Origin of the sequence: Limnohabitans sp. 2KL-51, from assembly GCF_003063645.1 — a bacterium.
Classification (GTDB): domain Bacteria; phylum Pseudomonadota; class Gammaproteobacteria; order Burkholderiales; family Burkholderiaceae_C; genus Limnohabitans_A.
Genome location: NZ_NESJ01000008.1, coordinates 90819 through 117526 on the forward strand (window position 1 = coordinate 90819; position 26708 = coordinate 117526).

Sequence of the window (26708 nt, forward strand, 5' to 3'; positions counted from 1 at the left end):
ACCGCGAACGATGCCTTTTGTAAGGTGCGGATGAATCAAAGGGCCTGCGTCAACTCAGGCACAGCCGCGAACAAATCGGCTTCCAGGCCAAAGTCGGCCACGCTGAAAATGGGCGCTTCAGGGTCCTTGTTGATCGCGACGATCACCTTGGAATCCTTCATGCCGGCCAAGTGTTGGATCGCGCCCGAGATGCCGCAAGCGACATACAGCTGGGGCGCCACTATCTTGCCGGTCTGGCCCACTTGCAGGTCATTGGCAGCATAGCCAGCGTCCACCGCAGCGCGGCTGGCACCGATGGCGGCGCCCAACTTGTCGGCCAGGGGCGTCATCACTTCGTTGAACTTCTCGGCGCTGCCCAAAGCGCGGCCACCGGAGACGATGATCTTGGCGGCAGTCAGCTCGGGGCGGTCGTTCTTAGCGATCTCGCTGCGCGTGAAGCTGCTCATGCCGCTGTCGGCTTGGGCCGCTGCGCTTTCCACCGCGGCGCTGCCACCTGTGGCGGCTGCGGCGTCAAAGCCGGTGGTGCGCACGGTGATGACTTTGGTGGCGTCCTGGCTTTGCACCGTGGCGATGGCGTTGCCCGCGTAGATCGGGCGTTCGAAGGTGTCTGCCGAAATGACTTGGGTCACGTCGCTGATCTGCGCGACATCGAGCTTGGCCGCCACGCGAGGGGCCACGTTTTTACCCGCGGCTGTGGCTGGGAACAAGATGTGGCTGTAGTTGCTGGCGATGGCCAGCACCTGGGCTGCGACGTTTTCGGCCAGGTTGTGGGCCAAGGCTTCGCTGTCAGCGTGAATGACTTTGGCCACGCCCGCGATTTGGGCAGCAGCGGCGGCAGCGGCAGCGGCGTTGTGGCCAGCCACCAGCACATGCACGTCACCACCGCATGCTGCGGCGGCCGTGACGGTGTTCAGGGTGGCGCCCTTGATCGAGGCGTTGTCGTGTTCGGCAATAACAAGTGCGGTCATGATTTGTCCTTTGGTTTTTTTGTAGGAGCTCACCCCTGTGGGCGATGGGGGGTTCGGCCGTTTGGCTTGATTCAAGCTGTATCGCTCAACACACCATCGCCCACGGGGTGGGCTCCTACAGGGAAGTTGTTCAGATGACTTTGGCCACGTTTTTGAGCTTGTCCACCAAGGTCGCCACATCGGGCACCTTGATGCCAGCGCTGCGCTTGGCGGGCTCGGTCACTTTCAGGGTCTTGATGCGGGGGGCCACATCGACGCCCAAGTCTTCCGGCTTGTAGTGGTCGAGCTGCTTTTTCTTGGCCTTCATGATGTTGGGCAGCGTCACATAACGCGGCTCGTTCAGGCGCAGGTCGGTGGTGATCACAGCAGGCAGGCTGATGCTCAGCACTTCCAGGCCACCGTCGATCTCGCGGGTCACTTGAGCTTTGCCATCCACGATTTCCACTTTGGAAGCAAATGTCGCTTGGGGCAAATCAGCCAACGCCGCCAGCATCTGGCCGGTCTGGTTGCAGTCGTCGTCAATGGCTTGCTTGCCCAAGATAATCAGGCCGGGTTGCTCTTTGTCGACCAAGGCCTTGAGCAGTTTGGCCACGGCCAAGGGCTGCAGGTCCATGTCAGCGGGGGTCTCGACCAGAATGCCGCGATCGGCGCCAATGGCCATCGCGGTGCGCAAGGTTTCCTGGCACTGAACCACACCGCAAGACACGGCGATGACTTCGGTCGCAAAGCCTTTTTCTTTGAGGCGCACGGCTTCTTCGACGGCGATTTCGTCAAAGGGGTTCATGCTCATCTTGACGTTGGCAATGTCCACGCCTGAACCATCGGACTTGACACGGACCTTGACGTTGTAGTCCACCACCCGTTTGACGGGAACCAGAATTTTCATGAAAGCTTCTCCATTGATCTCAAAACCCAAGCACCTTGAACGCCGGATGTCGTTGACGTTACGTAAACGTCAATTGTGCATCAAAACCGTTAAACGGGTACCACACACAACCTAAAAAAGCACGACCGTTCGTATTTTAAAACGAAATTTCAAATCACACTTGAAAAATCAATTCACCGGATCCGGACCGCTGTGCGTCACCGCCCCCAAACGGGCTGCCGACACCAGCTTGGCATATTTTTCAAGAACGCCCGACAACCGTGGTCTTGGCCGAACCGCAGCGGCCTGTGCACGCTCAGCCAAAACCTCCGGACTCAACAGCACATCAAGCGTGCCCACATTGGCATCGAGCCGGATACGGTCCCCATCTTCAAGCCAGGCAATCGGACCATTGTCCGCCGCTTCTGGCCCGATATAGCCCACCATCATGCCTCGGGTCGCACCGGAAAATCGGCCATCGGTTAAGAGGGCCACTTTTTCGCCCATGCCCTGCCCGTAGACCAGCGCTGTCACGCCCAACATCTCCCGCATGCCCGGGCCACCTTTGGGGCCTTCGTTGCGAATCACCAGCACGTCTCCTGCCGCATAAGTTTGTTGCGTAACCGCCTCGAAGCATTCCTCCTCGTTCTCAAAGACGCGCGCCGGGCCTTCAAACACCAAAGACTTCAAGCCAGCCACTTTGATCAATGCGCCTTCGGGTGCCAGATTGCCTTTGAGCACCACCACACCGCCCGTGGGGCTGATGGCCTGCGCCACCTGCCGTACCACTTGTCCGTCCGGCAAAGGGACATCGGCCAAATCCTCGGTCAAAGTGCGTCCTGACAAGGTCAGGGCATCGCCATGCAAGTGTCCGCCTTCCAGCAAAGACTTCAAGACCGAGCGGACCCCGCCCACGCGGTGCAAATCGACCGCCAAAAACCGCCCCCCAGGTTGCAGATCGGCAATCAAGGGGGTTCGGGCGAAGACGGCCGCCACATCGTCCAAAGTGAAAGAAATGCCGACTTCGTGTGCGATTGCCGGCAAATGCAGGCCCGCATTGGTGGACCCCCCCGTGGCGGCCACCGCAGCGCAAGCGTTTTCAAGGGACTTGCGGGTAATCAGGTCGCGCGGCAAGGGACCACCTTCCCGAATGATCTCAGTGATGCGCCGCCCTGCAGCACGCGCCAGAGCCAGTCGCTCGCTGTACACCGCAGGCATCATGGCCGAACCGGGCAAAGCCAGACCCAGGGTTTCGGCCACCATGGCCATGGTGTTGGCCGTGAACTGGCCAGGACATGAACCCACCGTGGGCGAGCAAGCGCGTTCGAGTTCGTGCAGGTCTTGCTCGCTCATCTGACCCGCCAGCACCGAGCCCACCCCTTCATAAGCGGTGAGGATGGTCACATCTTTACCGCGCCATTGCCCAGGTAACATGGCGCCGCCATACACAAACACACTGGGGCAATTGAGCCTGGCCATGGCCATCATCACGCCAGGCAGGGTTTTGTCGCAGCCGGCAAAACCCAGCAAGCCGTCGTAAGCATGGGCCGTGATCACCGCTTCGATGGAGTCGGCGATGATCTCCCTGGACACCAGGCTCATGCGCATGCCCGCGTGGTTCATGGACACACCGTCCGAGACGGAAATGGTGGTGAACGGCACTGAAATGCCCTGCCCTGCCGCCACGCCCAGGCGTGCCGCATCGGCCTGCGGCCCCAAAGACATCGAGCAGGGTGTGTTCTCGCCATGCTGGCTGACAATGCCCACCATGGGTTTGCCAAAGTCTTCATCCGACATGCCTACGGCGCGCAAAAAGGCTCGGTGGGGCGTGCGGTCCATCCCCTCAACGATGCGCGCGGAGGTGAGTTTTTCAGGGGGCGTGAAAGTGCGTTTGGGTGTGGGTGTGGTCATGCCAATTTTTCCGGTGATGCTGGTGAATGTTCAAGGGCTCAAGATGGGTTGTGCCAACTGGCGCACAAATGCAGTCAAATCATGCTTGAAAGTCTGGCGTTCGTCCGTCAGTGCCAGCTGCCGGGCCAGCGCAAAAGACACGTCCAGCGGCCATGCGCCAAACTGGGCCTCGATCTCTGGCTGGGGGGCAAACTGAACACGTTGCGGTGCTTGCGGATCAATTTGGGCCATCGCCTGGAGCACCTCATGCACAGTCACAGGCCAGGCCGGCGCATTCAATGCACAGGTTCCGGCTGGGCCCATGACTTGGGACCATGTGGCATGGTCCAGACCCAGCATGCGCATGAGGTGCGCCAGCGCTGCAGGCAAACTTAAGAGCCACAGACGGGCATCAGGAGATACAGGACACAAATAGTCGCGCCCCAACAAGGGCTCACGAATCAGGTCGCTGTTAAAACCCGACAAGGCTCCGTTAGGCAAGACGGGGCGCAGCACCACGCCGGACAAGCGCACGGCGCGGCCATCCAGGTCGCCACGGCGGTTCATGTCGTCGAGCATCAACTCCAGCATGCGCTTGTGGGTGCCGTAGCTGAGACTGGGCCGCTGGGGGGTGTGGTCGTCGATCCGAAGCGGCAGGGGCGTTCCATAAACCGCAATCGAGCTGGTCATGAGCCAGCGCACCAAAGGGCCACCTTGACGGTACTGGGTACGGCACCGCGCCAGCAAATCCAGACAGGCATGCACGTTGATGCGCTCCCCCAGCGTCACGTTTTGCTCAGTGCGCCCACTCATCAAACCGGCCAGATGCACCACCGCATGGACAGGTTGCTCGAACAGCGCATCGCATACCCAAGCCTCCGACAAATCACCAACGACCCACCGCGTGTTGGCATCGGTTCGTGCTCCTTCAGCAGATTGGGTATCGGTCAACACCCATTGCCACGACCTTGGAGCGTTCAATGCCAAAGCCTCGACCAAGGCTTGTCCAACATACCCAGCAGCGCCCGTGACCAAAACACGGGCGTTTGGCGGCAGATCGAATGGATGGCTCATGCTTTGAATAGGATTTATGTCACTGGTCATCGCCAGACCCGGGTAAACCATGACTGATTTGGCGGCTTTGACAAATTTCAATCAATATACTTTGCTTTTCTTCCACCGCCTGATCCCAGGTCTGACCATTTTGACGGAGACTCCCCATGAGAAAAGTATTCAAACACCTCGCTTTGACAGGCGCCATGGCCCTGGCCATGGGTTTCAACACGGCCAGCGCCCAAACCGTGCTGACCATGTCCAGCTGGGTCGGGCCCAGCCACCCCCTGACGCGTGATGTGTTGGGTGGTTGGGCTGCAGCGGTTGAAAAAGCAACCAACGGTCGCGTGAAAATGCAAATGCTGGCCAAGCACCCTGTGGCGCCTCAAGGTACTTTTGACGGCGTGCGCGATGGCGTGATGGACGTGTCCTATGTAACCGCCAGTTACACCCCCGCTCGCCACCCCCTGCCTCTGCTGGCCGAGCTGCCTGGCTCGGGTGGCACCGCCGAAATCAACTCAGTGGCCTTCAGCCGCATCCATTGGAAACACCTGCACAAAGCGGGTGAATACAAAGGCGTGAAATTGCTGGGCGTCTTCACACACGGCCCTGGCCAAATGTTTTTGGTCAAAAAGCCAGTCAACTCGGTCGCTGACATCGCGGGCATGAAAATCCGCAGCGGCGGCGGTATCTCTGAGGCTTCTGCCAAAGCCTTGGGCGCCTCCCCACTGGTCAAACCCGCCCCTGAATCCTATGAAATTCTGGCCTCTGGCGTGGCCGACGGCACGTTTTTCCCGGCCGAATCCATCAAGTCCTTTAACTTGGACAAAGTCGTCAAGCACGCCACCATCTTCCCTGGCGGTTTTTACTCTTCAGCCTTTGGCTTTTTCATGAACGAAGAGAAGTGGAACAAGCTGTCCAAGCAAGACCAGGACGCCATCAATTCCGTATCGGGTGAAGCCCTGGCCCGCTTGGCGGGTCAAGCTTGGGATGCTGCGGACAAAGGCGGCATGGAAGCCTTGCGCGCTGCGGGTGTGAACATCCAGCAAGCCAGCCCGGCCTTCATTGCCGAAGTGCGCACCCGCACAGAGCCCTTGGCCAACAACTGGATCCAGGCTGCCAATGCCAAAGGGCTGGAGGGTGCCAAGGTCCTGGCCGAGTTCCGTGAAGAACTCAAGCGCGTGGCCGACGGCAAATAAGCTCAGCTTCGGATGACTGACCCCCGCCAAGTTCTGACCCAATGCGCCCTGATTCTTGCGGACGAAAAGCATGAATCAGGGTTGGCAGGGCAAATCACCGCCCGGGGACCCATCCCGAACACCTATTGGACACTTCCCCTGGGTTTGTCATTTGACGAAGCCACCCCTGCATCGTGGCTTTTGATTGACGACCAAATGCGCTTGATCGAAGGGGAAGGTGCTCACGGCATCCGCGAGCCCAACCCGGCTACACGCTTTCATTTATGGGTGTATCGAAGCCGTCCAGACGTGAACGCGATTGTCCACACCCACCCCCCTGCGGCCTCTGCACTGGCTGCGGCCGAATGCCCTCTGGTTGTAGGCCACATGGACGCCACCCCTTTGTTTGAGGACATGGTCTTCTTGCCCGAATGGCCTGGCTTGCCCACGGCCGACAAAGAGGGGGAGATCATCGCCACCGCACTGGGCCCGCACCATGCGATGCTGCTGGCCCACCATGGCCTGCTGACGGCCGGGCGCAGCATCCAAGAAGCCGCTTTTCTGGCCGTCTTCATGGAGCGCATGGCACAGCTCCAAATCAACGCATCAACGCTTGGAGGGGTCCAACCCATCGATCCCGTAGAAGCTCGGCGCGCCAGAGACTTCTTGCGCACCGACCGCATCATGAACATCACTTTCGACGCGTGGACGCGTCGCGCCAATCGCCTGAGACAAGGACACAAGGGATGAGATTCGCTCAACTTTTACAAAGGACCCTGGGTTACTTTGCCGCAGCCGTGCTCTTCTTGATGATGACCATCACCGCAGTCGACGTGGTGGGTCGGTATTTTTTCAACAAACCGCTGGCAGGCGGCTTCGAAATCACGGAGATTGGACTGGCTTTGCTGATTTACTGCGCCCTGCCCTTGGTCAGTGCCCGTCGCGAGCACATCGTCATCGACACCTTTGATGTCTTCATGAGCGAAGGGGTCAAAACATTTCTCAATCGATTGGCCGATGTCATCTGTTTTATCGCCTTGGCGGGTGTGGGCTACATCCTCTTCAGGCGGGCTGTGCGCGTTGCTGAATATGGCGACACGACCAACGTCCTGCTGCTGCCTCTGGCCCCCGTGGTTTACACCATGAGCGGCATGATCGTGATTGCTGGCCTGATGCACTTGGTGCTCATTTTTATTCCGCACGCCGAACAGGCCGCCTTCGACTCCAAAGAATTGACACCATGACAGAAGCAAGTATCGGCCTGTTGGCCATGTTGATCCTGGCCTTCGCCCGGGTGCCTTTGGCGATTGCCATGGGCTTGGTGGGCTTTGCCGGTTTGTGGTGGATGAGGGGGCTCAACCCGGCATTGGCCTCGGTTACCTCAACGGTCTATGAAGCAGGTTTTGAGTACACGCTCTCGGTCGTTCCCTTGTTCATCTTGATGGGCAACTTCGTCACTCGTGCTGGCATGTCCCGCGAGCTTTACAGGGCGGCCTACACCCTTGTCGGCCATTTCCGAGGCGGACTTGCCATGGCCACCGTCATGGCCTGCGCTGGATTTGGCAGTGTTTGCGGCTCATCCATTGCAACAGCAGCCACCATGACCAAGGTGGCCTACCCTTCCATGAAAGGCCATGGCTACTCCGGTCAGTTGGCGGCCGGTGCCATTGCGGCGGGGGGCACCTTGGGTATTTTGATTCCCCCTTCCACCATCTTGGTCATCTATGGCCTGGTCACAGAAACCAGCATCGGCAAACTGTTTGCGGCGGGCATGGTCCCCGGCTTGCTGGCTGTTTTCATGATGTGCCTGACCATCTCATACATCACTTGGCGTGACCCATCATCTGGCCCTGCAGCCGAACGCTCGGGCTGGGCAGAACGCTTCGATGCCATGAAAGATGTGTGGGCAGTCGCTGTTCTGTTTGTGATCGTGATGGGCGGCATTTACGGCGGCGTCTTCACCACCACAGAAGGCGCGGGCATCGGTGCTTTCGGGGCGTTCATCATTGCCCTGCTGCGCAAATCGCTGAACGTTTCTGTGACCCTGGACATCTTGATCGAGAGTGCACGCACAACGGGCATGTTGTTCATGATTCTGGTAGGGGCACTGGTCTTTGCCAATTTCGTGAACTTCACCACCTTGCCTTCCGATCTGAAAAGCCTGGTCTCCACACACAACATCAGCCCCGTAGCCGTGATGATCGCCATTTGTGCCATCTACATCGTGTTGGGGGCTGCCATGGAAGAGTTGTCCATGGTTTTGCTGACACTTCCGGTGTTTTTCCCCTTGGTGGTCAGCCTGGGCTTTGACCCTGTTTGGTTTGGCATCGTCATCGTTTTGGTGGTGATGATTGGCCTGATCAGCCCTCCAGTAGGCATGAACATGTTCGTGGTGCGCAACATGCTGCCCGAGTTGAGCACCGCCACGATCTTCAAAGGCGTCATGCCCTTTGTCTATACCTTGGTCGTGGTGCTTGCGTTGCTGGTGGCCTTCCCGCAAATTGCCCTGTTCCTGCCCCAAGCGCTGAAACTCTGACGCCCAGGCTGCTGCCAAGAAAGCTGACCCATGAAACTGGCTTTTTGCGGACTGGGCTTGATGGGCGAGCCCATGGTCAAACGCCTCTTGGCAGCAGGGCACACGGTTAAGGTCTGGAACCGTACCCCTGCCAAAGCCCAAGCCTTGATCGCGTTGGGAGCCCAATGGTGCGACACCCCAGCCCAAGCGGCCAGCGATGTGGATGGCGTTTTCATGTGCCTGTTGAACACATCGGCCGTTGAACAAGTGGTGTTCGGGCCCGCGGGCATCCTCCATGCCCGCCATTTGCGATGGCTGGTGGACCACTCCAGTGTCCCGCCAGAACAGACCCGCGCTTGGAGCCAACGTCTTCTCGCAGCTTCCCAGGCTGACTGGTTGGATGCACCTGTATCAGGCGGCGTGGCAGGCGTCCAGGCTGGCTCTCTGGCCGTGATGGTGGGCGGCCCCGCCAGTCCCTTGGAGAGCGCCAGCCAGGCCATGTCTGCCTATGCCAGCAACATCACCCACATGGGCGACAGCGGTGCGGGCCAAGCCACCAAACTTTGCAACCAAACCATTGTGGCGAGCACGGTGGCCGCGATTGCAGAAGCCGTGGGTCTGGCCCACCGCAATGGCATCGATTTGAAACAACTGGCCAAAGCACTGCAAGGCGGTTGGGCAGATTCCAAACCACTGCAAGTTTTTGTGCCCCGCATGGTCACGCCCTGCCAACCCTCGATTGGGGCTTTGTCCACCATGCTCAAAGATGTGGACACCGTGATGCAGGTGGCGCAAAGCAGCGGCGCACCCATGCCGGTCATGGCCACCGTGCAGCAGCAACTGCGCGCAGCCCAGGCTGCGGGCTTGGGCGAAGCAGAACTGTCGGCCTTGATCTGCCTGGTCTGGCCAGAACAACGCTCGGCGTTCTGACCCGCGAGCGCCTTGTCAAGCCTCGCCCGGCTTGGCGCTACCCACCATGTGCATCACCCGTTGCGGGTACGGGATCTGGATCTTGTGCGCGCGCAGCGCGGCCAGAATCAGCATATTGATGGTCGAGCGCAAAGCCAATTGGCCGTTTTCCGGGTCGGCAATCCAATAACTCACGGTGAACTCCAGGCCATCCGCGCCAAACTGGCTCAAAAAGGCATTGGGTGCGGGGTCTTTCAGCACCCGCTCCTGGCTCTCGCAGGCCTCGATCAAGAGTCGCCGAACCAAGTCCACATCGCTGTCATAAGCCACAGAGACGAGGGTCGTTTGGGACAACTTGGGGTCCATTAGGGTGAAGTTCTCCACCCGATTGATGATCAAAAACTCATTGGGCACGATGGATTCGCGGCCATTCAAAGCCCGAATCACGGTGTAACGCGCCTTGATGTCCACAATGCGGCCTTCAAAACCATCCACCAGCACCATGTCCCCGATGCGCATGCTGCGCTCGGCCAGGATCACAAAGCCACTGACGTAGTTGGAAGCCAGTTTTTGCAAGCCAAAACCAATGCCCACGCCCACCGCACCTCCAAGCACCGACAAGGCGGTCAGGTCAATGCCCACCGACGACAGCGCCAGCAGCAAGCCAACAAACATGAGCAAGGCCCGCACTGTGTTGCTGATGACCTTGCGCAAAGACAAATCACTGCCCGTGGCCGACTTGAGCAAACGCGCCTCGATGGCGGCCGACACCCACAGCGCAACGATCAACACCGCGCCAGCGGTGAGCGCCCCTTCAATCAGGGTGCGCACCGACAGCACACTGCCGCCGATTTTCCAGCCGATCTGGTCCAGTTCGTTCAGCACCAGCGGCAAAATGCCCGTGACCCACAGCACCACCGCGCCCCAGGCAAACCATGAAATCGTGCGCTCCAGCACCCGCACAAAGGGCGCATTGGAAAACGCCACTTGCAGCACCTTTACGCCTAAACGGATCACCGCCAGCGATATGCAAACTGGCAACAAGACCGCAAACAAAGGTGCAGGCTGCTGCAGAGTCAGCAACGTGCGAGCCACAAACGTCAGCCCGAGCAGCAGCACCGGAAACAGCACCCCATCGATCAGTTTGCGGCCCAGCAAAATGGCCATGTCCTGACCACTGAACACCCGGCGCACGCCCCAGACCATCAGCCAGGCCAGCACCAGACAAACCGCAAAAGCACCCAAGGCCATCAAGGACTCTGGCCGCGCCAGGGCATAGACCAAACCCATCGGATCGACCACCGCCATATTGCTCATGCCCGCCATGAAGGTGCCCTTTTGTCGATGAACGCCTGCACACCCTCTTGCGCCACGTCGTGCACCATGTTGCAGGCCATGGTTTGCCCAGCCAGCTGGTAAGCCGCCTCGATGCCCATCTCGCGTTGTTGGTAGAACAAGGCCTTGCCCACCCGCACCGCCTCACGCGGTTTGGACAGGATGGCATTCACCAGCTCATCGACCTGCGCATCCAGCTCAGCCGCTGCACACACACGGTTCACCAGCCCCCGGCTTTGGGCCTCGGCGGCCGAGATGAAGCCCCCTGTGAGCAGCATCTCCATGGCTTGCTTGGCGTGCATGTTGCGCACCAGCGGCACGCTGGGCGTGGCGCAAAACAAACCCACATCAATCCCGTTCACCCCAAAAGTGGCGCTGTCTGCCGAAACGGCCAAATCGCATTGCGCCACCAGCTGGCAACCTGCCGCCGTCGCCAAGCCTTGCACGCGGGCGACCACGGGCACCGGCAGCTTTTGAATCGCCATCATCATGCGGCTGCATTGGGCGAAGAGTTGTTGGTAGTAAGCCAGCTCGGGCTGGGCTCGCATTTCCTTGAGGTTGTGACCCGCGCAAAAAGCCTTGCCTGCTGCAGCCAACACCACCACTCGGGCCTGCTCGTCTTGCGCGATCGCATTCAGGGATTGCTGCAGGGCATCCAGCATGGCCTCACTCAAAGCATTGAAGCTGACGGGGCTGTTGAGGGTCAACCGGTGCACACCACGCGCATCGCGCTCGTGCAGCAGCAGGTCGGTCGAGGAGGAGGCAGTTGAATCGGTCATGCCAACATTGTGCCCAAAGCCGTTGCTCAAACGTCGGCCAGCACTCGTAAATGCGCTTCCACGCTGCGGCCCAAGGCACTGAGGTTGTAACCGCCTTCCAGGCAACTGACGATGCGCCCTTGGGCATGGCGCAGCGCCACGTCCTTAATGCGCTGGGTGAGCCACGCGTAATCCTGCTCCACCAACCCCATCTGGCCCAAGTCGTCTTCGCGGTGGGCATCAAAACCCGCGCTGATGAAAATCAGCTCTGGTTTGTGCGCCTCCAGGCGCGGCATCCACAGCATGTCCACCAACTCGCGGATGTCCATGCCCCGGGTGTAGGCGGGCACAGGTAAGTTGACCAAGTTGGCGGCTTGAGATGTCGAGCCACCTTCCGGATAAAACGGATGCTGAAAAAAACTCACCATCAAGATGCGCTCGTCGCCCGCCACGATGTCCTCGGTGCCGTTGCCGTGGTGCACGTCAAAGTCCACAATCGCCACCCTTTTGAGGCCATGGCGCTCCAGAGCATATTTGGCGGCGATGGCCACGTTGTTAAAAAAGCAAAATCCCATGGCCTTGTCTCGGCAAGCGTGGTGACCCGGTGGGCGCACGGCACAAAAGGCGTTCTCAAGCTCTCCGGCCAGCACGGCGTCTGTAGCATCCAGGGCGGCACCCGCCGCGGCCAAAGCCGCATCCCAGGTGTGGACATTGATCATCGTGTCGGGGTCCAGGCTGGAGTGCGTGGGGCCGCCTGCGGCGATGTCTTCGCGCAGGGCATCACCCAAACCACGCAAAGCCGCCACATGCATGCGGCCGTGGGCCAGCTCAATGTCGGCCAAAGAGGCAGGCGTGGCCTCGCGCCTTTGCAGCGCCATGTCCACGCCACTGATGAGCAAGCGGTCTTCGATGGCCCCCAAGCGCTCCGGGCACTCAGGGTGACCCGCACCCATTTCATGATGCCAACAAGCTGGGTGGGTGAAATAACCTGTCGCGCCCATGAATGTGTCTTCCCGATGCATCACAGCCAACAAGGCTGTTGTTTTTGAAGAATTGATCTGTTTTTTTACAAGTTCCAGCTTAGCACGGACCCACGCGAGCGGCGTTTAAACTCACGGCAATGCAAGCGTTCAAAACCTGCCTCCAACCGATCCCGCACAAACCTGGGCCCAGGTGGATGCCCATGGGTCTGGCCCTGCTGATCGTCGCGTTGACGGCCCTTGCACCCGTCAGCGCACAACCTGCCCAAGACGCCCCCAAGCGGCAAAAAGCCATCAGCCCCCCGCCCGCCAAAGCCCAGCCTCAGCAGCGCCGTCCAAGCAAAACGGCCAAAACCAAATCCGCACCCTCTGCCAAAAAAGCAGCCGTCGCGGGCATTCCCCTCGAAAGCTCTGTCCAAACCCAAGCATGGGCTGAGGATGCGGCCCAACGCTTGCAGCTAGACCCCATCTGGCTCAAAAACACCCTGGGCCAAGCCAAACGTCTGCCTTCGGTTGAACGTTTCGTCTTGCCCCCCAGCAGCCCCACCGCCAAAAACTGGGCCGCATACCGCGCCCGCTTCATCGAACCCACACGCATCCAGGCCGGCGCACGCTTTTGGCAAAACCACCGCAGCGCTTTGGAGCGGGCCGAGCGTGAATACGGCGTGCCCGCATCGGTGATCGTCGGCATCATTGGGGTGGAAACACTTTACGGCCAAAACACCGGCAACTTCCGCATCCTCGACGCACTGGCCACGCTGACTTTTCACTTCCCCAGTGCCCACCCACGGGCGGTTTCACGCCAGGCTTTTTTTCAAAGCGAGCTGGAGCAATTTTTGCTACTCACCTCGCGCAGCGGAGCCGACCCTCTGGCCATCCGGGGCAGCTATGCCGGGGCCATGGGCCTGCCGCAATTCATGCCATCCAGCTGGGCCAAATTTGCCGTGGACTTTGATGGCGACGGGCGCATCGACCTGTTTGGCAGCCCCACGGACGCCATTGGCTCAGTGGCCAATTACTTCAAAGCCTTTGACTGGCGCCCCGGCATGCCCACGCACTACCCGGTCGGCCTGACACCCGGTCAAACCGACATGGACAGCCTGCTGGCCCCCGACATCTTGCCAACGTTCAGCGTGGCCAACTTTGTGGGCAAAGGCGCAGCACTCAGTGGGGCCGCGCTCCAACACAACGGCCCACTGGCCTTGATCGAACTGCTCAATGGACCCGATGCCCCCAGCTACGTGGCCGGCACAGAAAACTTCTACGCCATCACCCGTTACAACTGGAGCAGCTACTACGCCATGGCGGTGATTGAGTTGGCCGAAGCAGTGGCGCGCGAAATGCAGAACAGACGCTGAAGTTTTTGACCTATGAATCCCCTGAATCCTAAAAAACTGCTACTGACCAAATGAACTGCTGTTTAGCCTGTGGTCAAACAAAAGCATTTCTTGGTCAGCCGAGCGATCCAACCTGATCTGGCGACCGACTCCGTGATTTTTGTGGAGATTGAGGCTGTGTTTTCCAAAGTCACGCAAATCATTTCTTGGCGGGACTTGCAAGATGACAGTGTGTGGCGGCAGGGCTGGGTTTGAAAAAGGGCTTTTGGCGTTCTCAAGAGCAAGCTGCCCATGGCGGACTCCATTTTGAGAAGCGACTCAAACACGCTTCAAGTGCAACTGTGAAAAAATCCGTAATTAACCCCAATTTTTTGACCCCAATTTTTCTGATAACAAAAGTCATTCTGTATCGTCTGTCATTTTTGGTACAAACAGCCCTTTCCATTTGTTGCTAAGCTGGTTGAGACTGATGCCAACACATTTTGCTGGAGCAAAACCATGAGTCATGATGACACTGCTGCGCCGCACCAACTGGACCGACGGCTGGCGCGCAATCGACTCAGCCGACGCGATACGCTGTGGCTGTTTGCTGCCACCTCAACACTCGGCGGGTTGAGCAGCGGCTGCAGCACCTCGCCCGTGACCGGGAAAAAGATCCTTGTCGGCATGTCTCGTGCCGACGAACGTGCAGTCGATAAAGAGCACGCTCCGCACCAGTTTTCCGCCGATCTGGGCGTTGTTCAAGACGCCGCAGTGAACAACTACGTGGCCGATGTACTGCAGCGGCTGCGCCCGCAGGCCCAACGACAGGATGTCAGCTTTTCGGCACGCGTTCTCAATGCCAACTACGTGAATGCCTATACCTTCCCCGCCGGCACCATGGGCGTGACGCGAGGCATCATGCTTGAAATGCAGGACGAGGCACAGCTGGCCGCTTTGCTGGGTCATGAAATGGGCCACGTCAATGCCCGTCACTCGGCACAAAGCCAAGGCCAGGAATTGGTCACCTCTGCGGCATTGATTGGATTGTCGGTGGCCTTCAATGACTCCAAATGGAGCCCCCTGATCGACCTGGGTGGTCAGATCGGCGCCAGCGCTCTGCTGGCCCGATATTCCCGTAGTCATGAACGCGAAGCCGATGCGCTGGGACAGAACTACATGGTGGCAGCTGGTTACCCCGCCCAAGGCATGACGCAGCTCCACGAATTGCTGCTGGCCACTGAAAAAGGCAAGCCCAATATCTTGGAGACCATGTTCGCCTCGCACCCGCTAAGTCAAGAGCGCAGGGACACCGCTGCACGCTTGGCGCAAACCGTGTATGCCGCGAGCCTAAGTCGGCCTCATGGTCGTGAGCGCTTCATGGACAGCACCGCCGGCTTGCGCCGTCTTCAGCCTACTGTGCTGGCCTGTCAGAACGGCGAAACCGCACTGTCTCGCAAGCAGCTACCAGAGGCTGAGCGACAGTTCGCCGCCGCACTGCGACATGCACCCACCGACTACGCTGCCAATTTGCGCATGGCCCAATGCCAACACGCCATGGGAAAGCTTTCTCAAGCCCGTCGGTATGCACAGACGGCCCGCGAGATCTATCCGCAAGAAGCGCAGGCGGTCAAGCTCACAGCCAGCGTGCGCTTGGCCCAGAAAGATCCCGCCGGTGCGTTGGCAGATCTTCAGCAGTTTGATCGGTTGTTGCCTGGTGACGCTGGAACAGCCTTTTTGAAAGGCATTGCCAACGAAGGCCTTGGGCAACGCCAAGCGGCGGGAAAATACTTTGCACAGTATTTGAAATCCCAGGCTGATGATTCAGCTGCAAAATACGCCAAGAAGCGCCTAGCAGAGTGGGGAATGAAGCCATGATTGCCGCCAACACTCGCCCAGCGCCCTGGTCTCGCCACAGGTCCAAGCCCAGACCAAGCTGCCGCGCAATGTAGCGCTCGCGCGGGCTGCGGTGCACATTCAGCAGGCGTTGGCCACCCAAAGGATGGTGCCAGCCTGCGTGCTCAAGCTCACACTGTGCAGCCCGGTCGATTTTGCTGGTGCTGAACCGGCACGTCGAGCTGGGCCGCTCCATAATTCATAAGAAGATCGAATCAAGGCTGCCCTACTTTTTTCATTGGATTTATGGCTTCACTCAGCTTCACCACTAAATTGACGCTAAACTTAACTTTTATTGAAACAGAAACTCTATTTAAAAATCGTTGAGGCTGATGATGAAATCAAAAAATAGTTATTCCGTCTACAAACCTCTGTGCTGCAGCGACATGATGCCTCATGTGAACTCGCGACGCGAATTTATGCGCATAGCCGGCGGTGCTGTTCTCTTCAGTTCGATGGGTCTAATGTCAACCGGGGCACAAGCTGCGTCTGGCAACTATGAGGCAATGGTTTTGTCTTGTATCGATCCAAGGTTTCAGGATCTTGTCAATAAAAAACAATCAAGCGATGGTTTGAGCGGGAAATACAGCGCTTTCACTGTTGCTGGTGCATCGATTGGTGTAGTCGCTCCGGCTTTCAAAGAATGGAGCAAAACCTTCTGGGAAAACTTGGGGGCTTCGATACAACTTCACAATATTAAGAAAGTGATTGTCGTCAATCACCGTGATTGCGGCGCTGCGAAAATTGCGTATGGTGATGCGAAAGTGGCTACACCAGCTATTGAAGCAGCAACACATAAAGAGGCGCTACTGGAGTTCAAGCGTCAGTTGCAAGAAAAATTCCCCGCCATGGGTACACATTTAGGATTAATGGCACTCGACGGAACCGTCGAGACTTTTTCTTAAATAGAATTTAAATTTGCCGCTTGAAGCATCATTGATGCTTCAAATTTGCACTTCCCACAGGAGGGTGGGCAGTTCTGTCCAAAGATTGAATGCTCTTAAACATGTCGCTATTTTGGGGCGTCAAGTGGGCATCAAACCAGCCCATCATTGCACGGGAAGAAAGCACATGGTGAAGGTCTTCACCGAGTGGGCCACCAGCATCACCGAAATAGCCGTTTTTGACCCTTCGTCCATGGTCGCCATGGCGCTGGCCAACAAACGCTCGCTCACAGTCTTGACATGTTTGTAATTTAGGTCCATTGCTCCAAGGCCTGGGCACAGAACATGAGCCTGCGCAAGGTGACCAAGAGCCGGTGTTCATTCCAAAGCGATGAGGCCTTGCTGAAATTGTTCTATTTGGCGCTGAACAACATCAACAAGAAGTGGATGCTGCCGCTCAGAGCTTGGAAAGCCGCAGTAACCCTGACCATTCAGAACAAAGGCAGGATACCCAAGGACTGATCGCAGCCCCGTTTACACAAAACTCTGTACACCCTCGCTTCATGGCTTGTCTCCAAAATGAGGGGTCACTGCAGAACCAAGCGGCCCTGGTTATTGACGAAGTCAACGGTTACTGAGTGCCACTCCAAAACGCCCGTTGAACTCAATCGGAAGCGAAGCTGGCTGGTGATTTCCAATTGGTTGTTGTTGTCGTACGTGCGGTCGATCAGATTAAAAATCACAGAATTTGTTGTGTCGGACTCAACAACATAGCTGTGGACATCAATCTCATACTTGACGGATTTGCTGGTGTTGTTCCAGTGCGTCCATGTGCCTAAGGTTCCTGTGTCACCCACTTTGAGTGACGTGGGCTGGGATGATTTGACGTATTCGCTGTAGGACCCATCAGAGTGGGATTTTGCCAACTCTACAAAGTTCATGTCGTAATAGGTGATGTTGGTTTGAGTGCCCGAAAAACCCAAGCTGCAGTTGGATATGTTGACAATTTCAGTCGTCCCGACAGCGTAGGCGGCCTGTCCATTCCAGGTGGTTTTGAACGCGGGTGAGTCCGAGATGGAAAACGTCCCTTTGCAATCGCCCGTGGCATTGAACGTTTTGCTGCCGCCTGTCAGTATTCGATTTTGGAAGGCTGTTTTAAAGTCGTAGCTTGGTGTGGCCACTTTCTGGACAACGCCCGCCATGTTGCCTTTGCGTACACAAGAGCGCAAATTGCTGTTGCCCTGCATCTCACTGAAGGTATACGACAAATTCAAATAATCCGACTGGATGTTCATGTCATCAATATTGACGTTGGCACTGAATCCATCCTCGCAAACAATTTTCCCCGTTGCGCTGAATCTGGAGCCAGCAGGCTGACCCGTCATAGAACTCACGCACATATTGCTGCCGTCCAGTTGTGAGGTCGTTATCGTGAAGTTGGAGCCTGTTCCTTGTTGTCCTTTGTGAATGGCGGTTATCGTCAGCTCACCATTCACACTGGGATTGGCACAGCCCGATAAGGCCAAGCTGTCTATAGCCTTCCAGGTCTGATTCAGATTGGGACTGGCAAAGCTGAACCGTTGCAACGCCATGCTCCCGCTTTTGTTGTCGTAGCTGTAGGTGAGCGTGGCATCGGTGTTGGAGTTGAAAGTGAGCGTTGCCGTGCCCACAGCGGTTTGTTTGACCAGCGCGGGGTTGTAGTTGGGTCCAGGCACAGGGCCCGTGCCGCGGAACAAAGTGCCCGTCAGGGTGTTGCCACTCAAGACACCCCCCATGGTAAGAAAGCTGGCTTTGGTGTCGTCACCATAGTTGAACCACGCCACAAAGATGGTGTCGTTTTGCTGGCCGACGTTCAGGCCCATGCCGCTTTGGGTGGGATTCCACCACCAGTCTTGGTAGTTGTTGGTGGCGTGTGAGAGGCCAGACGCCAAATAAAGTACCCAGGCGAAGAGCGTTTTGATCATTGTTGTGCAGGGATATGGGTGGGTGAATATTGGACTCGCGGGGTTGGGGGGCATTGAGATTCAATGCGCTTTCATGGCCTTGCCCACTTCCAGCGTCCCTTGCTCTGAACCGGCACGGGGCACCATTTCGCCTTGGCGGTCGGTCACCTGCGCCATGGCCTCGGCCAGGCGATCGGCGGTGTCGGGGCCGGTGCCCAAGTACACGCCTTGCGTGAGCGTGATGTGCGCCACCTCAAAGCTGCCTGCGCCTGCGCAAATGATGGTGCGGTTGGGGGCATCGTCGCTGACCATGACCAGCATGGCGGGCACCACGGCGCTGGGGTCCAGGGCTTGCAGCACCGCTTCGGGCATCAGGCCTTCGGTCATGCGAGTGGCTGCAGTGGGGGCCAGGCAGTTGACGCGGATGTTGTGTTTTTCACCCTCAATCGACAGGGTTTGCATCAGGCCCGCCAGCGCCATCTTGGCCGCGCCGTAATTGGCTTGACCAAAGTTGCCATAGAGCCCGCTGGACGAGGTGGTCATGACGATGCGCCCATGGTTTTGTGCCTGCATGAGGGGCCAGACGGCTTTGCTGCAGTGCACCGCCCCCATGACGTGCACATCCATCACCAGCTTGAAGTCGGCCAATTCCATCTTCGCAAAGCTCTTGTCGCGCAAGATACCCGCGTTGTTGACCAAAATGTCCACCCTGCCCCAGGCGTCCACCGCTTGGTTAACCATGGCCTTCACGGCTTCAAAGTCCGTCACCGATGCGCCATTGGCCAAGGCTTCGCCGCCCGCTGCGCGGATTTCATTGACCACCGCCTGCGCGGCAGAGACCGAGCCGCCCACACCATGCACATCGCCGCCCAGGTCGTTGACGAGCACCTTGGCCCCGCGTGCGGCCAGCGCCAGCGCGTGCTGCTTGCCCAAACCGCCGCCGGCGCCCGTGACGATGGCCACGCGGCCTTTGAAATCGATGCTCATGTGTTTTCCTTGTGACATTGAAAAACGGGGCTGACCTGATTCATCTGCTAATCTGGCTCCAATCACCCTGCTGCCCGCTGCGCATGGACTTTAAACCAGCCCCCTGGCACTGCCTGTTACCCGATTGATAACCTTATGGAATTGAATACCGAAATCCTCACCACCGCCCCCTTGGACGCCGCCACTGTGGTCATGCTGCGCGATGGTCCGGGCGGCTTGCAGGTGCTGTTGATGCGCAGGCATCAGGCCTCGAACGTGCTGGGCGGGGTCTATGTGTTTCCAGGCGGCAAACTCGACCCGGCAGACCAGCACCCTGCCTGGTTGCAACGCCTGAGCCAAAACAGCGCCACCTTACAAGAAAGGCTAGGCGAACCCGATATACCTGCCGCACGCGCCTCTGGCCTCTTTGTGGCGGCCATGCGCGAGGCCTACGAAGAATGTCGCGTCCTTTTGGGCTGTGCCCAGCATGCCGAGCCACTGTCTCAGTCCTTAGTGCAAGCCCTTTTGAGCGGGCAGAACTGGCACGAGGCCTTCCACTCGCAAGCGCTGACTTTGCACACCGAACATCTTTTGCCTTGGTGTCGCTGGATCACACCGCGTCAGGCCTCGGTCACCAACAAGCGCTTTGACACCCGGTTTTTTGTCACCCAAGTGCCCGACAACCAGTTGGCTGAACACGACAACTTTGAGGCCACAGAGGTGCTCTGGATACAACCGCGCCAGGCGCTACAGCGCTATTGGGACCGCGAGATCGAGCTGGCTCCACCCCAAATCATGAGCCTCGTGCACCTGAGCCGCCACCCGCATGCCCAAAGCGTGCTGGCCGAGGCGCAAAGCCGCCGCCCTCCGGTGGTCGAGCCTGAGCCGTTTGACCAAGACGGCGTCCGCACCATTTGCTACCCGGGGGATCCGCGTCACTCGGTCCGGCAAGCTGCCTTCCCCGGCCCCAGCCGTTTGATGTTCAAAAACAAACGGTTTGAGCCCGAGGCGGGCTTAACCGCTTTGCTTGACTAGAATGTGGCGTTAACACGTTTCATTTGCTTACGTGATTTCTGTATTCACTTGTAACTTCGTCTCATGAGCCAAACACCTCAGCCGATTTATTTGTCCATTGAGCGGGCCATGGAATTCATTGGTGATGCCAATGGCGTATTGTCCCTGCTCAAGACGCTGCAGCAAACCCTGAGCGATGATTTGCCCCAACTGCAAGAGTTGCTGGACAAAGGCGATGTGTACGCAGCCAACCGCATCCTGCATCAACTCAAGGGCTTCACGCCCGTTTTTTGCGTTGACAGTCTGGTCGAACAGGTGGTCATGGTCGAAGGCCTGAGCAAGCACGGTGAAACCAGCGAGGTGCGCACCGCTTATGGCCAACTGGCCCCGCAACTCGAAGCGTTGCGCCTGGAAGTGATCGCGCATCTGGACAGCCACAGCCCAAGCTGAACTGAAGCAGCATCCTTCGCGCATAAAAAACGGGCCCTAAGGACCCGTTTTTTTGTTTCATTTCACCAATTACTTCAAAGCCTTGAAGCGCACGCGCTTGGGCTTGGCGCCCTCTTCGCCCAGACGGCGCTTTTTGTCGGCTTCGTACTCTTGGTAGTTGCCGTCAAAGAACACCCACTGGCTGTCGCCTTCGGCGGCCAGAATGTGCGTCGCAATGCGGTCCAGGAACCAGCGGTCGTGGCTGATGACCATGATCGAGCCTGCGAATTCCAGCAGCGCATCTTCCAGCGCACGCAAGGTTTCCACGTCCAAGTCGTTGGAGGGTTCATCCAGCAGCAACACGTTGCCGCCTTCGATCAGGGTTTTGGCCAAGTGCAAGCGGCCGCGTTCACCGCCCGACAGCATGCCGACCTTCTTTTGCTGGTCGCCACCGTTGAAGTTGAAGCGCCCGCAATACGCGCGGCTGGCCATCTGGAACTTGCCCACGTTGATGATGTCCAGTCCGCCCGAGACGTCTTCCCAAACGGTCTTGCTGTTGTCCAGGTCATCACGGTTCTGGTCCACAAAGGCCATGCGCACGGTCTGGCCAATCTTCACCTCGCCGCTGTCGGGCTGCTCTTTGCCGGCGATCAGCTTGAACAGGGTCGATTTACCGGCACCGTTGGGGCCGATGATGCCCACGATGGCGCCCGCAGGCACCTGGAAGCTCAGGTTGTCGATCAGTAAACGGTCGCCAAAAGACTTGCTGACGTTCTTGAACTCGAACACCTCGTTGCCCAAACGCTCAGCCACAGGGATAAAGATCTCCTGGGTCTCGTTGCGTTTTTGGTAGTCGTAGTCGCTCAACTCTTCGAAGCGGGCCAGACGCGCCTTGCTTTTGGCCTGACGGCCCTTGGGGTTGGCACGCGACCACTCCAGCTCTTTCTTCATGGCCTTGGAGCGGGCATCTTCGGTGCGCTGCTCGGTGGCCAAACGGGCGTCTTTTTGCTCCAACCAGCTGGAGTAGTTGCCCTTGTAAGGAATGCCGGATCCCCGGTCGAGTTCCAAAATCCACTCGGCGGCGTTGTCCAGAAAATAACGGTCGTGGGTGATGGCCACCACGGTCCCCGAAAAACGCTGCAAAAACAGCTCGAGCCAGTCCACGCTTTCAGCGTCCAAGTGGTTGGTCGGCTCGTCCAGCAGCAACATGTCGGGGCGTGACAGCAACAAGCGGCACAGGGCCACGCGGCGTTTTTCACCGCCTGACAGTTTGCCTATGATGGCGTCCCAAGCGGGCAGGCGCAGCGCATCGGCGGCAATCTCCAGCTGGTGCTCTGAGGCATCGCCCGCAGTGGAAATGATGGCTTCGAGCTTGGCCTGCTCGGCGGCCAATGCGTCAAAGTCGGCGTCTTCTTCGGCGTAGGCGGCGTACACCTCTTCCAAGCGGGCTTGCGCGGCCTTGACTTCGCCCATGCCGCTTTCCACGGCTTCGCGCACGGTCTGCTCAGGGTCCATGATGGGTTCCTGCGGCAGGTAACCGATCTTCAGGCCCGCCATCGGAATGGCTTCGCCCTCGATCTCTTTGTCGATGCCCGCCATGATCTTGAGCAACGTGGACTTGCCAGAGCCGTTGGTACCCAATACGCCAATCTTGGCACCGGGGAAGAAAGACAGCGAAATGTCTTTGAGAATGTGACGCTTCGGGGGCACGATCTTGCCAACCCGGTTCATCGAAAATACGTATTGAGCCATGAGTCACCCTGAATAAAAATGGACAGAAACCGGGCACCCCAAGGGCGTCGGCTCTGCACCGCGAACCTGCATGTGGGGTCAGGTGCGGTATGTGCAACCCAACATTATCCCAGCTTGCCAGGCTTGTGCATGAAAAATCAGACCGCCCGCTCCTTCAACTGGCCCGAACGGCTGGAAAACTGCACCCGGCTGTCCATCGCTTCGAGCTGCACCCGGGCGCTGCGCTGGCCATAGACCTCGGCGCGCAACCAGTCGCACTCCGCATCCAGCAGATCGTCCGAAGCCAAACTGCACCACCACACACGGCCTTCGGCGTCCCAGCGGTAGCCCCGGGCTTTGAGCTTGTCTTTGGCCTCAAAGGGCGCACCGGTCGCACGCAGCTTGTAGCGCGTCTGGTCTGCACCTGCCAGCAGGCGCGCCAAACCCGTTTGTTCATCGGCCAGCGGCGACGCCAACACCTGGAGCAAAGCGTGGCAGTCCACCTGCGCCCGGTGCGCGTCGTAAAACCAGCCGCGCTCTGAGGCCAAAAACTCCAGCTTGGCCGAGCCGCTACCCTCTTTTTTCCAATCGATCCCTTGAAAAGAACAACCCCACGCCTTGCCCGCAAAGACCGGGAAACGCGCCTCGACAAACGGCCGATCAAATCCGGCGTTGTGCGCGACGACGAGGTCGGCCTGCTCCACCAGCGCCGTGACCTCCGCATCGTCGATGCGCAAACCCCGCACCATGCTGTCGTCGATGCCCGTGATCTCGGTGATCTGGGCCGGAATCGGCTTGCCCGGGTCTTCAAACGACTCGTAAATGGTGACCGGGCCTATGGGCAAACCTGTGGCCAAGTCCACCAGCACAGACAGCATGGCCAGCTCAATCACTTTCTCATTTTTGCTGTCGAGCCCAGTGGTTTCGGTGTCGAGCACGATCACACGCCGTGTGGCTTGACCGCTCAAAGGTCCGTAATCAGTGCGCGGTACCAGCCGCCGCAGTACCCGAAAGTCAGGGTGCTGTGCCAGGTTTTGGGCCATGGCTTCTAAGTCGCTGGGGGCTGAACTGGTCATGGCCTCTGACGGCGCAACAGCCGCATACACCGACAAAGGCGTCACTGCCACAGTCGATGCCACTTGGGACATGGCCGTTTGGGTCTCCTTGGAAGGCACAGTTTCGGCTGCGTCGGCCTCAAAGCCGAAAAAACTCATCTGGTCGGTTTTGTTCATAGGGAATGATTAAACCGCGATCTTTGATCGCCCACACAACCCCTATGGTATGCAACAGATCACGATTTCAGCGCATGCCCTTCAATCGAGCTTGATACCGAGGTCCACCGCCAGCTTGATCCAGACAGGCACTTCGCCTTCCCAGTCTTTTCGGGTGTCGGCCAGGTTTTTGGGCTTGTTGGGGATGGCGAAGGTCTCGCGCAGCTTGGCGGCTTTGTCGGTGTTGGCCCAAGCCACGGCTTCGTCAGCCATGCGTTTGAGCACGGCTTCGGGTGTGCCTGCAGGAGCCACAAGAGGCAAGCCACCTTCGAGCGTGACGAGTTTTTCGGTGTTGCCCTGCTCAGTCAATGTGGGCACATCGGGCAGTTTGGGCGATCTGTAACTGCCGGTCACACCAATGGGGCGCAAGCCCCGGGTGGACATGGTGTTGAAAGCCTGATAGCTGCCCACAGCCACTTGCAACTGGCCCGAGGCCACGTCTAGCCACATGGGCGCTTCACCCCGGTAGTGCACCGACTGGATGCTGGTGCCTTGCTGGCGGTTGGTCTGGTCGGCCAACATGTGCGGGTACGAGCCCGGTGCATAGGTGCCCATGGAGGTTGGATTCTTTTTGGCCCAGGCCACGAACTCGGCCATGTTCTTGGCCGGGATCTTGTCGGGGATGCCAACCACCAGGGGGCCGGACGGGAATACAGTCACGGGCGTGAGGTCTTTGTCCAGGTTGTAAGGCAGTTTGGAATAAAGAACGCGGTTTTGCCAAAACGTGCCCGATGTGCTCATGACAAAGGTGTAACCATCGGCGGGTGACTTGGCCACCGAATCAATACCAATGATGGCTCCCGCGCCGGGTTTGTTTTCGATGACCACCGGAACCCCCAGCTTGCCCGACAAGTATTCGCCGTAATTGCGGGCATAGGCATCGGTCAAGCCGCCGGGTGGAAAAGCCACCACGATCTTGATGGGCTTGGACGGCCACTTGGCAGCCTGCGCCCAAACAGGGCCTGTCAGACCGAGCGCCAGTGCCAGCAAGCTCAGCTGAATAAAGGGACGGCGCAATAATCTGGTGTTCATAGATAAGGCTCTCTCAAAAAATGGGTGCGTGCCAGTTTAGGGCACTTACCCAGCCAGCGACAGTGGGGTTTCAACCCATGGCGTGTCGCCAAGGTGTACAGACAGGAAACGGATTCCCCTGTAAAACAGATTTCGTTTCAATCTACCTCTGGTACACCATGGTCCAACATCTGAAGTTTTACATCGACGGCTCATGGGTCGAGCCCTCGCAGGCCAAAACCCGCACCGTGATCAACCCCGCCAACGAACAAGCCCTGTACGACATTGCCTTGGGCAACGCCGACGACGTGAACAAGGCAGTGGTCGCCGCACGGCGTGCTTTTGAGTCCTTCAGCCAGACCACCCGCGAAGAACGCATCGCGCTCTTGACCCGCATCATCGAGGTCTACAAGACCCGCGCCAAAGACTTGGGCGCGGCGGTTTCTGACGAAATGGGTGCGCCTTTGGCGTTTGCCGAAAAGATGCAGGTCGGCGCAGGTCTGGGGCACATCGTGGCCACGTTGGGCGTGCTCAAGGACTACGCCTTTGAAGAAACCATTGGCAACGCCGAAGTGGTGCGCGAGCCCATTGGTGTGGTGGGCATGATCACCCCCTGGAACTGGCCCCTGAACCAGATCGCCTGCAAAGTGGCTCCGGCTTTGGCCGCAGGCTGCACCATGGTGCTCAAGCCCTCTGAATACACGCCCAGCTGTGCGCTGATTTTTGCCGAAATCCTGCATGAAGCAGGCGTGCCTGCCGGGGTGTTCAACCTGATCAATGGCATGGGTCCGGATGTGGGTGCGGCCATGAGCGAGCACCCGGGTATCGACATGATGTCCTTCACCGGCTCGACCCGCGCAGGCATCGATGTGGCCCAACGCTCGGCCCCCACCGTCAAACGCGTGAGCCAGGAGCTGGGCGGCAAGTCGCCCAACATCATCCTGGACGACGCGGACTTCCAAAAAGCCGTCAGCGGCGGCGTGGCCCATGTGTTCTTGAACTCGGGCCAGTCGTGCAATGCGCCCACCCGCATGCTGGTACCGCAGTCGCGCATGGACGAAGTGATGGCGATCGCCAAGGCCGTGGCCGGCAAGACCAAAGCCGGTGACCCGCGCGCCGACGACACGCAAATGGGCCCCGTGGTCAACGAGACCCAGTGGCACAAAATTCAGTGCCTGATTGCCAAGGGCATCGAGGAAGGTGCCACGCTGGTCGCTGGCGGCCCCGGGCGCCCTGAGGGTTACAGCGCGGGCTATCTGGTGCGCCCCACCATCTTTGGCAATGTGCGCAACGACATGACCATTGCCCGCGAAGAAGTCTTCGGCCCGGTGTTGGTCATCATCGGTTACGCCGACGACGAAGATGCCATTCGCATGGCCAACGACACGCCTTATGGCCTGGCCGGTTATGTGTCCGGTGGCGACAAGGACCGCGTGCGCGCTGTGGCCCGTCGGCTGCGTGCGGGCAACATCAACCTCAACGGTGTGCCCAACGAACGCACCGCCCCGTTTGGCGGCTACAAGCAGTCGGGCAACGGCCGCGAATGGGGCCGCTTTGGCTTGGAGGAATACCTCGAAGTCAAGGCCATCGCAGGCTTCAACTGAGCCTCACCCCCCATCCTTGAGCATCTGTGGGATGGGGTGCTTTTAGCGCTCCGCCCGCTTTGTGTCACAATCACGACCGTTGTGGCCGCCAGTCGCCGCAACATCAGCACTCCTGCTGGGGCCTGACCCAGGCAACGCTCAAAACAAGCGCCTGCGGTTTTCCATGCCCACCTTAAGAACTATCGGCCAACA

At 58.6% G+C, this 26708-nt stretch carries 25 protein-coding genes and 1 pseudogene; 14 read left to right on the forward strand and 12 right to left on the reverse strand.

What is annotated here, in order from left to right:
• Window positions 1–35 precede the first annotated feature (35 nt).
• From B9Z49_RS10190 to B9Z49_RS10205, 4 genes are all read right to left on the reverse strand, one after another.
• A complete protein-coding gene (locus B9Z49_RS10190) occupies window positions 36–968 on the reverse strand; it encodes an electron transfer flavoprotein subunit alpha/FixB family protein (protein WP_108353434.1) in 933 nt (310 codons plus the stop codon).
• 130 nt (window positions 969–1098) lie between these two features.
• A complete protein-coding gene (locus B9Z49_RS10195; protein WP_108353435.1) occupies window positions 1099–1854 on the reverse strand; it encodes an electron transfer flavoprotein subunit beta/FixA family protein in 756 nt (251 codons plus the stop codon).
• Between the two features lie 168 nt (window positions 1855–2022).
• Complete coding sequence (gene ilvD / locus B9Z49_RS10200) at window positions 2023–3744, reverse strand: dihydroxy-acid dehydratase (RefSeq protein ID WP_108353332.1); 1722 nt, start codon at window positions 3742–3744, stop codon at window positions 2023–2025.
• Window positions 3745–3774: 30 nt separating this feature from the next.
• Window positions 3775–4797, reverse strand: coding sequence for an NAD-dependent epimerase/dehydratase family protein (locus B9Z49_RS10205; protein WP_158273475.1), 1023 nt, complete (start codon window positions 4795–4797; stop codon window positions 3775–3777).
• 146 nt (window positions 4798–4943) lie between these two features.
• On the opposite strand from B9Z49_RS10205, the gene B9Z49_RS10210 reads away from it, so the two are divergent.
• Genes B9Z49_RS10210 through B9Z49_RS10230 form a run of 5 tightly spaced genes read left to right on the forward strand, consistent with a single transcriptional unit; the run spans window position 4944 to window position 9399 of the window.
• Complete coding sequence (locus B9Z49_RS10210; protein ID WP_108353334.1) at window positions 4944–5975, forward strand: TRAP transporter substrate-binding protein; 1032 nt, start codon at window positions 4944–4946, stop codon at window positions 5973–5975.
• Between the two features lie 12 nt (window positions 5976–5987).
• On the forward strand, window positions 5988–6704 hold the full coding sequence (locus tag B9Z49_RS10215) for an aldolase (RefSeq protein WP_108353335.1): 717 nt from the start codon (window positions 5988–5990) through the stop codon (window positions 6702–6704).
• A complete protein-coding gene (locus B9Z49_RS10220) occupies window positions 6701–7198 on the forward strand; it encodes a TRAP transporter small permease (protein WP_108353336.1) in 498 nt (165 codons plus the stop codon). The genes B9Z49_RS10215 and B9Z49_RS10220 overlap by 4 nt, the downstream gene beginning before the upstream one ends.
• Window positions 7195–8490 (forward strand): TRAP transporter large permease, encoded by a 1296-nt coding sequence (locus B9Z49_RS10225; RefSeq protein WP_108353337.1) that lies wholly within the window; start codon window positions 7195–7197, stop codon window positions 8488–8490. Before B9Z49_RS10220 ends, B9Z49_RS10225 begins: the two co-directional genes overlap by 4 nt.
• A gap of 30 nt (window positions 8491–8520) precedes the next feature.
• Complete coding sequence (locus tag B9Z49_RS10230; protein ID WP_108353338.1) at window positions 8521–9399, forward strand: NAD(P)-dependent oxidoreductase; 879 nt, start codon at window positions 8521–8523, stop codon at window positions 9397–9399.
• A 15-nt stretch (window positions 9400–9414) separates the two neighbouring features.
• Here B9Z49_RS10230 and B9Z49_RS10235 read toward each other — a convergent pair whose 3' ends face one another.
• Genes B9Z49_RS10235 through B9Z49_RS10245 form a run of 3 tightly spaced genes read right to left on the reverse strand, consistent with a single transcriptional unit; the run spans window position 9415 to window position 12472 of the window.
• Window positions 9415–10704 carry a mechanosensitive ion channel family protein gene (locus B9Z49_RS10235; protein WP_108353339.1) on the reverse strand — a complete coding sequence of 430 codons (1290 nt, stop codon included), beginning with the start codon at window positions 10702–10704 and terminating at the stop codon, window positions 9415–9417.
• Window positions 10692–11492 (reverse strand): enoyl-CoA hydratase, encoded by an 801-nt coding sequence (locus tag B9Z49_RS10240; protein WP_108353436.1) that lies wholly within the window; start codon window positions 11490–11492, stop codon window positions 10692–10694. The genes B9Z49_RS10235 and B9Z49_RS10240 overlap by 13 nt, the downstream gene beginning before the upstream one ends.
• Window positions 11493–11518: 26 nt before the next feature.
• A complete protein-coding gene (locus B9Z49_RS10245; RefSeq protein WP_108353437.1) occupies window positions 11519–12472 on the reverse strand; it encodes a histone deacetylase family protein in 954 nt (317 codons plus the stop codon).
• Window positions 12473–12648: 176 nt separating this feature from the next.
• Here B9Z49_RS10245 and mltB point away from each other — a divergent pair, with 176 nt between their 5' ends.
• The 6 genes and pseudogenes from mltB to B9Z49_RS21800 all read left to right on the forward strand — a co-directional run.
• On the forward strand, window positions 12649–13809 hold the full coding sequence (mltB, locus tag B9Z49_RS10250; RefSeq protein WP_369913520.1) for a lytic murein transglycosylase B: 1161 nt from the start codon (window positions 12649–12651) through the stop codon (window positions 13807–13809).
• 69 nt (window positions 13810–13878) lie between these two features.
• Window positions 13879–14043 carry a TIGR02450 family Trp-rich protein gene (locus B9Z49_RS22375; protein ID WP_255418889.1) on the forward strand — a complete coding sequence of 55 codons (165 nt, stop codon included), beginning with the start codon at window positions 13879–13881 and terminating at the stop codon, window positions 14041–14043.
• A gap of 243 nt (window positions 14044–14286) precedes the next feature.
• Window positions 14287–15645 carry a M48 family metalloprotease gene (locus B9Z49_RS10260; protein WP_108353340.1) on the forward strand — a complete coding sequence of 453 codons (1359 nt, stop codon included), beginning with the start codon at window positions 14287–14289 and terminating at the stop codon, window positions 15643–15645.
• A gap of 353 nt (window positions 15646–15998) precedes the next feature.
• Window positions 15999–16568 (forward strand): carbonic anhydrase, encoded by a 570-nt coding sequence (locus B9Z49_RS10265; RefSeq protein WP_108353439.1) that lies wholly within the window; start codon window positions 15999–16001, stop codon window positions 16566–16568.
• A gap of 166 nt (window positions 16569–16734) precedes the next feature.
• Complete coding sequence (locus B9Z49_RS22380) at window positions 16735–16857, forward strand: hypothetical protein (protein WP_255418890.1); 123 nt, start codon at window positions 16735–16737, stop codon at window positions 16855–16857.
• Window positions 16858–16889: 32 nt separating this feature from the next.
• Window positions 16890–17069, forward strand: a pseudogene (locus B9Z49_RS21800) (IS256 family transposase); the annotation flags it as partial.
• A gap of 65 nt (window positions 17070–17134) precedes the next feature.
• Here B9Z49_RS21800 and B9Z49_RS10270 read toward each other — a convergent pair.
• Window positions 17135–18511 (reverse strand): hypothetical protein, encoded by a 1377-nt coding sequence (locus tag B9Z49_RS10270; RefSeq protein WP_108353341.1) that lies wholly within the window; start codon window positions 18509–18511, stop codon window positions 17135–17137.
• A gap of 60 nt (window positions 18512–18571) precedes the next feature.
• Complete coding sequence (locus B9Z49_RS10275; protein WP_108353342.1) at window positions 18572–19477, reverse strand: SDR family NAD(P)-dependent oxidoreductase; 906 nt, start codon at window positions 19475–19477, stop codon at window positions 18572–18574.
• Between the two features lie 135 nt (window positions 19478–19612).
• Between B9Z49_RS10275 and B9Z49_RS10280 the strand changes: the two genes are divergently transcribed.
• Window positions 19613–20491 carry an NUDIX hydrolase gene (locus B9Z49_RS10280; protein ID WP_108353343.1) on the forward strand — a complete coding sequence of 293 codons (879 nt, stop codon included), beginning with the start codon at window positions 19613–19615 and terminating at the stop codon, window positions 20489–20491.
• A gap of 63 nt (window positions 20492–20554) precedes the next feature.
• Window positions 20555–20920, forward strand: a complete 366-nt coding sequence (locus B9Z49_RS10285; protein ID WP_233254586.1) for an Hpt domain-containing protein — start codon at window positions 20555–20557, stop codon at window positions 20918–20920.
• 69 nt (window positions 20921–20989) lie between these two features.
• On the opposite strand, the gene ettA is transcribed toward B9Z49_RS10285, so the two are convergent.
• The 3 genes from ettA to B9Z49_RS10300 all read right to left on the reverse strand — a co-directional run bounded on the left by ettA (window position 20990) and on the right by B9Z49_RS10300 (window position 24933).
• Window positions 20990–22651, reverse strand: coding sequence for an energy-dependent translational throttle protein EttA (ettA, locus tag B9Z49_RS10290; protein ID WP_108353344.1), 1662 nt, complete (start codon window positions 22649–22651; stop codon window positions 20990–20992).
• Between the two features lie 137 nt (window positions 22652–22788).
• On the reverse strand, window positions 22789–23862 hold the full coding sequence (locus tag B9Z49_RS10295) for a 3'-5' exonuclease (protein WP_108353345.1): 1074 nt from the start codon (window positions 23860–23862) through the stop codon (window positions 22789–22791).
• Between the two features lie 81 nt (window positions 23863–23943).
• Complete coding sequence (locus B9Z49_RS10300) at window positions 23944–24933, reverse strand: tripartite tricarboxylate transporter substrate binding protein (RefSeq protein ID WP_108353346.1); 990 nt, start codon at window positions 24931–24933, stop codon at window positions 23944–23946.
• Between the two features lie 158 nt (window positions 24934–25091).
• On the opposite strand from B9Z49_RS10300, the gene B9Z49_RS10305 reads away from it, so the two are divergent.
• Entirely contained in the window at window positions 25092–26516 is a 1425-nt protein-coding gene (locus B9Z49_RS10305) for an aldehyde dehydrogenase family protein (RefSeq protein ID WP_108353347.1), read from the forward strand.
• The last annotated feature ends 192 nt before the right edge of the window (window positions 26517–26708 follow it).

Excerpts from the sequence above, each read along its gene's own strand:
- B9Z49_RS10270 (WP_108353341.1), bottom strand. The coding sequence starts at position 18,511 with ATGATCAAAACGCTCTTCGCCTGGGTACTTTATTTGGCGTCTGGCCTC.
- B9Z49_RS10245 (WP_108353437.1), bottom strand. The coding sequence starts at position 12,472 with ATGGGCGCGACAGGTTATTTCACCCACCCAGCTTGTTGGCATCATGAA.
- B9Z49_RS10205 (WP_158273475.1), bottom strand. The coding sequence starts at position 4,797 with ATGAGCCATCCATTCGATCTGCCGCCAAACGCCCGTGTTTTGGTCACG.
- B9Z49_RS10195 (WP_108353435.1), bottom strand. The coding sequence starts at position 1,854 with ATGAAAATTCTGGTTCCCGTCAAACGGGTGGTGGACTACAACGTCAAG.
- B9Z49_RS10240 (WP_108353436.1), bottom strand. The coding sequence starts at position 11,492 with ATGACCGATTCAACTGCCTCCTCCTCGACCGACCTGCTGCTGCACGAG.
- B9Z49_RS10190 (WP_108353434.1), bottom strand. The coding sequence starts at position 968 with ATGACCGCACTTGTTATTGCCGAACACGACAACGCCTCGATCAAGGGC.
- B9Z49_RS10230 (WP_108353338.1), top strand. The coding sequence starts at position 8,521 with ATGAAACTGGCTTTTTGCGGACTGGGCTTGATGGGCGAGCCCATGGTC.
- B9Z49_RS10260 (WP_108353340.1), top strand. The coding sequence starts at position 14,287 with ATGAGTCATGATGACACTGCTGCGCCGCACCAACTGGACCGACGGCTG.
- B9Z49_RS10215 (WP_108353335.1), top strand. The coding sequence starts at position 5,988 with ATGACTGACCCCCGCCAAGTTCTGACCCAATGCGCCCTGATTCTTGCG.
- B9Z49_RS10210 (WP_108353334.1), top strand. The coding sequence starts at position 4,944 with ATGAGAAAAGTATTCAAACACCTCGCTTTGACAGGCGCCATGGCCCTG.
- mltB (WP_369913520.1), top strand. The coding sequence starts at position 12,649 with ATGCCCATGGGTCTGGCCCTGCTGATCGTCGCGTTGACGGCCCTTGCA.
- B9Z49_RS10280 (WP_108353343.1), top strand. The coding sequence starts at position 19,613 with ATGGAATTGAATACCGAAATCCTCACCACCGCCCCCTTGGACGCCGCC.
- B9Z49_RS10285 (WP_233254586.1), top strand. The coding sequence starts at position 20,555 with ATGAGCCAAACACCTCAGCCGATTTATTTGTCCATTGAGCGGGCCATG.
- B9Z49_RS10300 (WP_108353346.1), bottom strand. The coding sequence starts at position 24,933 with ATGAACACCAGATTATTGCGCCGTCCCTTTATTCAGCTGAGCTTGCTG.
- ettA (WP_108353344.1), bottom strand. The coding sequence starts at position 22,651 with ATGGCTCAATACGTATTTTCGATGAACCGGGTTGGCAAGATCGTGCCC.
- B9Z49_RS22380 (WP_255418890.1), top strand. The coding sequence starts at position 16,735 with ATGGTGAAGGTCTTCACCGAGTGGGCCACCAGCATCACCGAAATAGCC.
- ilvD (WP_108353332.1), bottom strand. The coding sequence starts at position 3,744 with ATGACCACACCCACACCCAAACGCACTTTCACGCCCCCTGAAAAACTC.
- B9Z49_RS10275 (WP_108353342.1), bottom strand. The coding sequence starts at position 19,477 with ATGAGCATCGATTTCAAAGGCCGCGTGGCCATCGTCACGGGCGCCGGC.
- B9Z49_RS10235 (WP_108353339.1), bottom strand. The coding sequence starts at position 10,704 with ATGGCGGGCATGAGCAATATGGCGGTGGTCGATCCGATGGGTTTGGTC.
- B9Z49_RS10265 (WP_108353439.1), top strand. The coding sequence starts at position 15,999 with ATGAAATCAAAAAATAGTTATTCCGTCTACAAACCTCTGTGCTGCAGC.
- B9Z49_RS10225 (WP_108353337.1), top strand. The coding sequence starts at position 7,195 with ATGACAGAAGCAAGTATCGGCCTGTTGGCCATGTTGATCCTGGCCTTC.
- B9Z49_RS10220 (WP_108353336.1), top strand. The coding sequence starts at position 6,701 with ATGAGATTCGCTCAACTTTTACAAAGGACCCTGGGTTACTTTGCCGCA.
- B9Z49_RS10305 (WP_108353347.1), top strand. The coding sequence starts at position 25,092 with ATGGTCCAACATCTGAAGTTTTACATCGACGGCTCATGGGTCGAGCCC.
- B9Z49_RS10295 (WP_108353345.1), bottom strand. The coding sequence starts at position 23,862 with ATGAACAAAACCGACCAGATGAGTTTTTTCGGCTTTGAGGCCGACGCA.